We start from the raw sequence: 6,612 nt of genomic DNA, 5'->3' as shown, positions 1-6,612 counted from the left end.
GGTTGCCGCCCCAGCGGAAGGTATAGAAGACCTCGGTCTCCGCCGGAGCCGTCTCGGCCTTCTGCGGCAGGCCCTCGCGGGTGTCGGTCGCCGCGTCCTCCTCGCCCGGCGCGTCGGCGTTCTGCCGACCCGGCATGTTGAAGTCCTGGTCAGTGTCCAGCGCCTCGGTCACGTCGGGGTCGCCCGGCCGCTCCATCGCGACGTCGGCCGCGAAGCTCTCGACCTCCGCCTCGGCCTCGTTGATCGGCAGTTCCTCGATCTGCGGGGTTCCGGCATCGGTCACGGGTGTACCCTCGATGCCATCCTCGCTCGGCGTCCCCAGCGGCACGTCCGACGGCGCCTCGACCGGCGCGTCGCCCGGTACTTCGGAGGGCGGCTCCGCAGGTCCTTCCTGCGGGGTCTGCACCGGCTCCTCCTGCGGGGTTGGCGCCGGGCCCTCGGGCGGGGTCGGCGGGGCGTCGGGCGTCTCGCCCGGTTCCTGCGCCGTCTTCACGGCCTTGACCTTCGCCCGCTCGCCCCGCTCGGCGCGATAGCCGAGACCTTCCATCAGCGCGGCGAACTGTTCCAGCGTCATGCCGGTGATCGACAGCATGTCGGGCGTCGCCTCGAACCCGGCGCGGCTGTCGCGGTTCCGCAGCATGTCGGCGAGACGTTCCAGCATGTCGATGCGAATTGCCCGCTCGCCCGCGGGACGGTAGCCCGACATGATGTGCGCACCGTCCGGCAGGTCCGGGTTGGCCGGGATCGTCACCAGACCCGGCGGCGGGCTTTCCGGAAAATCGTCCAGCCCCTTCGCCAGCGACCACAGCACCAGCCGCAGCCGCGTCGGCGCGGGCTTCAGAAGAAGCGGCAGGAAGATCGTGAACTGGCCGAAGCGTATCCCGTGCTTCCTCAGCGCCGCGCGGGCGTCCTGGTCCAGTTCCTTGACCTCGCCCGCGACCTGGTCGCGGGGCAGGACACCCAGCGTCTCGATCATGCGGAAGGCGAAGCCGCGGGCCAGGCCGGTCAGCGCCTCGTCGCGCTGCATGGCGAGCAGCGGCTCGAACAGGGTCGAGATCCGGCGGTCGATGAAATGCTGGAGCCGACGCTGCACCTTCTGCTGCACGTCGTGCCCGGCCTCGTCGTCGACGAAGGCCTCGACCCCGGGCTTCAGCGGATCGGAGCCCGCCACGAGATTGCCCACGGCGGAAGAGCCCCACATCAGGCCCCCCTGCTCGGTGAAGTCGATCTCGGTATCGGGCGCGTTGTAGAACCGGTCGGCCCGCAGGTGGAACTCCGGCCTCAGCGCGGCGACCGCCGCTTGGCGCAGGGTCTTCGCCTCGTCGGGCGAAGCCGATGCGTCCTGATGGAAGCGGAAGCCCTGCAGCCGCCCCAGCACCTGACCTTCGACGGTCACTTCACCCTTTTCTGTCACCTCGGCCAAAAGGCTCTCCTTCTGCTTGAGCCGGCGCAGCAGCACAGAGGTGCGCCGGTCCACAAATCTTTGCGTCAGCGCGCCATGCAGCGCGTCCGACAGGCGGTCTTCTACGGCACGGGTCGCACCGCGCCAATGGCTTTCGTCATCCACCCAACCCTTGCGCTGCGCCACGTAGGTCCAGGTGCGGATGAACGCCAGTCGCCTGCTCAACGCATCGATGTCGCCATCGGTTCGGTCGATCCGCTTGATTTGTCGCGCCAGCCAATCGTCGGGCACCCGTCCCCATTCGGCAAGGAAACCGAAGATGCGCTCCAGCATCCCGGCATGCTCTCCCGGAGATATACCACGGAAATCGGGGATTCGGCAGACGTCCCAGAGCAGCCTGACCCCCCGCGCATCGCTGCAGCGCATCATCACCTCGGGCAGGTCCGACAGCGTCTTCAGCGCCGCGAGGTCATCCGCCTCGCGCGCGCGGGCCAGCCAGCCATGCGCCTCGGCGGGCAGCAGCCCCGGCGCGTCGCAGGGCGCCTCGAGGCTGCGGATCAGCGCGTCGGTGCTGCCGAACTCCAGCCGCGCGTTGCGCCACTGGAGCTTTTTCAGCGGAGTGAAGCGGTGCGAGGTGATCGCCTCGACCGTGCCCTCGTCCAGCGGAGGCGCCTCGCCCGTCACCCCGAAGGTGCCGTCGGTCAGGTATCGCCCGGCGCGCCCCGCGATCTGGGCCAGCTCGTTCGGGGCGAGCTTCCTCATCCGCCGCCCGTCGAACTTGCTGAGCCCCGAGAAGGCGATGTGGTTGATGTCGAGGTTCAGGCCCATGCCGATGGCGTCGGTGGCCACCAGGAACTCGACGTCGCCGTTCTGGTACATCTCGACCTGGGCGTTCCGCGTCCGCGGTGAAAGCGCGCCCATCACCACCGCGGCCCCGCCCTTCTGGCGGCGGATCAGCTCGGCGATGGCATAGACGTTGTCGACGGAGAACCCGACGATGGCCGAGCGCGGGCGCATCCGCGAGATCTTCTTCGCGCCGGTGTAGATCAGCGTCGAGAACCGCTCGCGCCGCATGAACTGCGCCTTCGGCACCAGCGCGGCGATGGCGCCCCGCATGGTGTCCGAGCCCATGAACAGCGTCTCGTGGGTGCCCCGCGCCCGCAGCAGCCGGTCTGTGAAGACATGCCCCCGCTCGGGGTCGGCGCAAAGCTGGATCTCGTCGACCGCGAGGAAATCGGTGCCCATCCCCTCGGGCATCGCCTCGACCGTGCAGACCCAGTACTGGGCGCGGTCGGGTACGATCCGCTCTTCCCCCGTGACCAGCGCGACGACCGAGGGCCCCCGCGCCTGCACGATCCGGTCATAGACCTCGCGCGCCAGCAGGCGCAGCGGCAGGCCTATGATGCCGGTGCGATAGCCGAGCATCCTCTCGATGGCGTAATGGGTCTTGCCGGTATTGGTGGGGCCGAGGACCGCGGTGATCCGGCCGGTGGTCGACGTCATGCCAGGGGCCCGCCTCTTGCCTGCCCGTCCTAGATGCAGGCTCGGTGCGGGAGAAACAACCCCCCCGCACCGCCGCGTCTCCTGCGCATCCCATCGCGCGGGACCCGGGCCCCGCGCCGTCGTACGCGCCTCAGAGGCCGGGGATCAGCCGCGCCAAGCCGCGCTGCTGGAAGGTCGTGCCACGCTCGGCACCGAACTTGTAGCTGGCGCCGATGCCCACGAAGGGCTCGGAGTTGGAGGCGCCCCCCGCCTTCGCGTGGTAGTTTCCGACCTCGCCGTAGACCGACAGCCCGTTGCCGAAGCCGTATTCGCCCTTCAGGCCCAGCCGCGTCGCGGAGATGCCGCCGTCGAGGTCCAGGTGATCGACCGACCCGGCCACGTCGAAGTCCGGCGTCACGGCATAGGCGCCGGTGAGCCCGGCCGCGATGCCGTCGAAGCCCGAATCCTCGCCCCGCCCGAGATAGCCTTCCAGCTCCCAGCCCATCATCTCATGGCCCGCTTCGACCCCGTAATAGTCCAGGTCGCTGCCCGCCCCGGATTCGGTGCCGACGAACAGGCCGACCGAGGTCAGGTCGCTGAGGTGGTAGATGCCGTGCAGCGTGCCGGTCAGCGTGTTGTCGTCGATCAGGCCGAAGAAGCGCTGCGCGACGTCGAGCTGCACGGCCAGCTCGCGGGTGAACCCGAGCTCGAGCGAGCCCTCGAGCGCGGTCGCGTTGAAGTCGGTGTCGTCGGTGAAGGCCGAGAATCGCAGCGTCAGCTCGCCCCCGTTGACCTCGGCGGCCTGGGCCGCGCCGACTGGAATCAGGAATGCGGCCGCCGCGGCGGCCAGATGGAACTTGCTCATGTTGCCTCGCACTTGGCTGTTGTTAAACCGGCGGTTGTGCACGCCGTGTCCCGCCAGTGTGTCAGCAACCGCACCGCATTGTAAGCGCCCAGTCGCCGGCCGGGGGGATTTCCGCCGCCGCCGCCGTCAGGCGCGACTCAGGTCTCGACGCCCTCGGCGATGACGGTCAGGCGGCGGATCGACTCGTCGGCGTTCTCCTGCGTCGGGTTGATCTCCTTCACCGCCCGCCAGGTCGCCAGCGCCTCGGCCTCGTAGCCGAGCTCCTCCTGGATCGTCGCAAGCCCCGCCATGGCGCCGAAGTGGCGCGGGTTCAGCGCCAGGGTGCTGCGGATGTCCGACAGCGCCTCGCCCAGCCGCTTCTGCTGGAAGAAGGCGGTGGCGCGGGCGTTGTAGGCCTCGGCGAACTCCGGCGCGTGGTCGATCAGCGCGCTCAGATGGTCGACCGCCTGTTCCAGCTTGCCCTCCTCCATCATCTTGCGCCCCCGCTCCAGCAGGAAGTCCATGGCGGGCGAGCCGGATTTGGACCATTCGGCCCAGATCTTGCCGATGATCGCGTGCGACGATTCCTCGTCGGCCTGTTTCAGCGCGGCGAAGAGGTCGTCCAGATCGTGCTGTTGTGCCGATGCGGGAAATGTCGCAGAGATGCCGAGGAGAAGTGCCGCAACGGCAGATTTGAGAATTTTCATAACCGACCTCATATCTACACACCAGTTTAGCGCGGGCGGGGGAAAATGCACCCCGCCGCATATCACGAAGAAAGGATTTCCCGTGAGTGACCTGATCGACGCCGCCGTGGCCACCCTGAACGAGAAGAGCGGGGGCAGCTTCGACGGCTCCGCCAAGTTCGTCATCACCGGCGAGGGCACCATCATGCTCGACAACGCCGGGGCCCGCGCGGGCGACGAGGATGCGGATGTCACCATGACCGCCGATGCCGACACCTTCCGGGAGATCATCGAGGGCGACCTCAACCCCACCACCGCCTTCATGTCCGGCCGCCTCGGCATCGACGGCGACATGGGACAGGCGATGAAGCTGGCCTCCACCCTGGCCTGACCATGGAAACGGCGCCGTTTCACGCCTGCGTGGCGGATGCCCCCGACGGCACCCGCTGCTTCTGGGTCCGTGCCGCGGACGGCGTGAGACTGCGCGCCGCCGCCTGGGGCGAGGGCGAGCGCGGCACCGTGCTGCTGTTCACCGGCCGCACGGAATACGTCGAGAAATACGGCCGCGCCGCCCGCGACTTCGCGCGGCGCGGCTTTGCCACCATCACGATCGACTGGCGCGGCCAGGGCCTGTCGGACCGGCTGACGGCCAATCCGCTCAGCGGCCATGTCGACCGCTTTCCCGACTACCAGCGCGATGTCGCGGCGCTGGTGGAGGCGGCGCGGCAGCAGGACATGCCGCGCCCCTATTACCTCGTCGCCCACTCGATGGGCGGCGCGATCGGCCTTCGCGCGCTCTACGAGGGGCTCGATGTGAAGGCCGCGGCCTTCTCGGCGCCGATGTGGGGGATCCTGCTGGCCCCCGCCCTGCGTCCCCTCGCCTGGTCGGTCTCCTGGGCCAGCCGCGGCCTCGGCTTCGACACCGCCTTCGCGCCCGGCACCTCGTCCGAGGGCTATGTCAGCGCCACCGGATTCCAGGACAACCTGCTGACCACCGACATCGCCATGTGGGATTACATGCAGGCGCAGATCCGCGAATGTCCCGACCTCGTCCTCGGCGGGCCGTCGCTGCAATGGCTCTACGAGGCGCTGAGCGAGACGCGCGCGCTGGCCGCCCGCCCGGCGCCCGCCGTGCCGACGCTCTGCGCCCTTGGCGAACTCGAGCGCATCGTCGACCGCGCCCGGATCGAACGGCGCATGAAAGGCTGGCGCGACGGCACGCTCGACATCATTCCCGGCGCCCGCCACGAGGTGATGATGGAGGTGCCCCACGTGCGCGACCACTTCTTCGACGCCGCCGCAGAACTGTTCTCGGCGCACCGCTGAACGGCGGCGCCGTTCAGGGCGCGGAGGCCGCCACCGCCTGCCTCTGCCGCCCGAGCGCGCCCACCTCGGCCTCGACCACGTCGCCGGGCCGGAGATAGATCTGCGGCCGCCGCCCCATGCCGACCCCCGAGGGCGAGCCGGTGGCGATGATGTCGCCCGGGTGCAGCGACATGAACTGCGATACGTAGGAGATCAGGCGGCGCACCGGGAAGATCATGTTCGACGTGTGCCCGTCCTGCATCAGCACGCCGTTCACCCAGGCCCTCAGCGCCATGTCCTGCGGATCGCCCGCCGCGTCCGGCGTCACCAGCCAGGGGCCGACGGGGCCGAAGGTGTCGGCCGACTTGCCCTTGGTCCACTGCCCCGCCCGCTCGATCTGGAATTCGCGGTCGCTCACGTCGTTGACCGTGACGAAGCCCGCGACATGGGACAGCGCCGCGTCCTCGGTCACGTTCTTCGCCAGCCGCCCGATCACGACGCCCAGCTCGACCTCCCAGTCCGCCTTCTCCGACAGCGGCGGCAGCACGATGGCGTCGCCGGGCCCCGAGAGCGACGAGGTCGCCTTGAGGAAGATGATCGGCTCGCGCGGGGGCTGCATGCCGTTCTCGCGGGCGTGGTCGGTATAGTTCATGCCGACGCAGACGAACTTCCCCACCCCCGCCACCGGCACGCCAAGGCGCGGCGTGCCCTCGACCAGCGGGTATTTCTGCGGATCGAACGTGCCGAGGCGGCCAAGGACCTCGCCCGACAGGTCGTGGATGTCCCGCGACAGGTCGCGCAGCCTTCCCTGCGCGTCGATCAGGCCCGGCCGCTCGGCCCCCGGATCCCCAAATCTCAAGAACTTCATCGCGAATTCCCTTAACTGCCGCCAT

Annotated in this window: 6 protein-coding genes; 2 read left to right on the top strand and 4 right to left on the bottom strand. The window is 69.3% G+C overall.

What is annotated here, in order from left to right:
* The 3 genes from A7B20_RS16890 to A7B20_RS16880 form a co-directional block, all read right to left on the bottom strand.
* The coding region (locus A7B20_RS16890; RefSeq protein WP_102109760.1) for a helicase-related protein at window positions 1-2,905 on the bottom strand (2,905 nt) is incomplete at its 3' end.
* Window positions 2,906-3,035: 130 nt separating this feature from the next.
* Window positions 3,036-3,749: a hypothetical protein gene (locus A7B20_RS16885; RefSeq protein WP_102109759.1), complete on the bottom strand. Its 714-nt coding sequence runs from the start codon at window positions 3,747-3,749 to the stop codon at window positions 3,036-3,038.
* A 137-nt stretch (window positions 3,750-3,886) separates the two neighbouring features.
* Window positions 3,887-4,435, bottom strand: coding sequence for a tetratricopeptide repeat protein (locus tag A7B20_RS16880; RefSeq protein WP_245867041.1), 549 nt, complete (start codon window positions 4,433-4,435; stop codon window positions 3,887-3,889).
* A gap of 82 nt (window positions 4,436-4,517) precedes the next feature.
* On the opposite strand from A7B20_RS16880, the gene A7B20_RS16875 reads away from it, so the two are divergent.
* Together A7B20_RS16875 and A7B20_RS16870 are read left to right on the top strand one after the other, a co-directional pair.
* Window positions 4,518-4,805 (top strand): SCP2 sterol-binding domain-containing protein, encoded by a 288-nt coding sequence (locus A7B20_RS16875; protein ID WP_102109758.1) that lies wholly within the window; start codon window positions 4,518-4,520, stop codon window positions 4,803-4,805.
* Between the two features lie 2 nt (window positions 4,806-4,807).
* The gene (locus A7B20_RS16870; protein ID WP_102109757.1) at window positions 4,808-5,740 is read left to right on the top strand and encodes an alpha/beta fold hydrolase; all 933 of its coding nucleotides are present in this window, start codon (window positions 4,808-4,810) and stop codon (window positions 5,738-5,740) included.
* 13 nt (window positions 5,741-5,753) lie between these two features.
* On the opposite strand, the gene A7B20_RS16865 is transcribed toward A7B20_RS16870, so the two are convergent.
* A complete protein-coding gene (locus A7B20_RS16865; RefSeq protein ID WP_102109756.1) occupies window positions 5,754-6,587 on the bottom strand; it encodes a fumarylacetoacetate hydrolase family protein in 834 nt (277 codons plus the stop codon).
* Between the last annotated feature and the right edge of the window lie 25 nt (window positions 6,588-6,612).

It is taken from the genome of Oceaniglobus roseus, from assembly GCF_002869745.1.
Classification (GTDB): Bacteria; Pseudomonadota; Alphaproteobacteria; order Rhodobacterales; family Rhodobacteraceae; genus Oceaniglobus; species Oceaniglobus roseus.
This window is presented reverse-complemented; position numbering and strand designations above follow the sequence as displayed.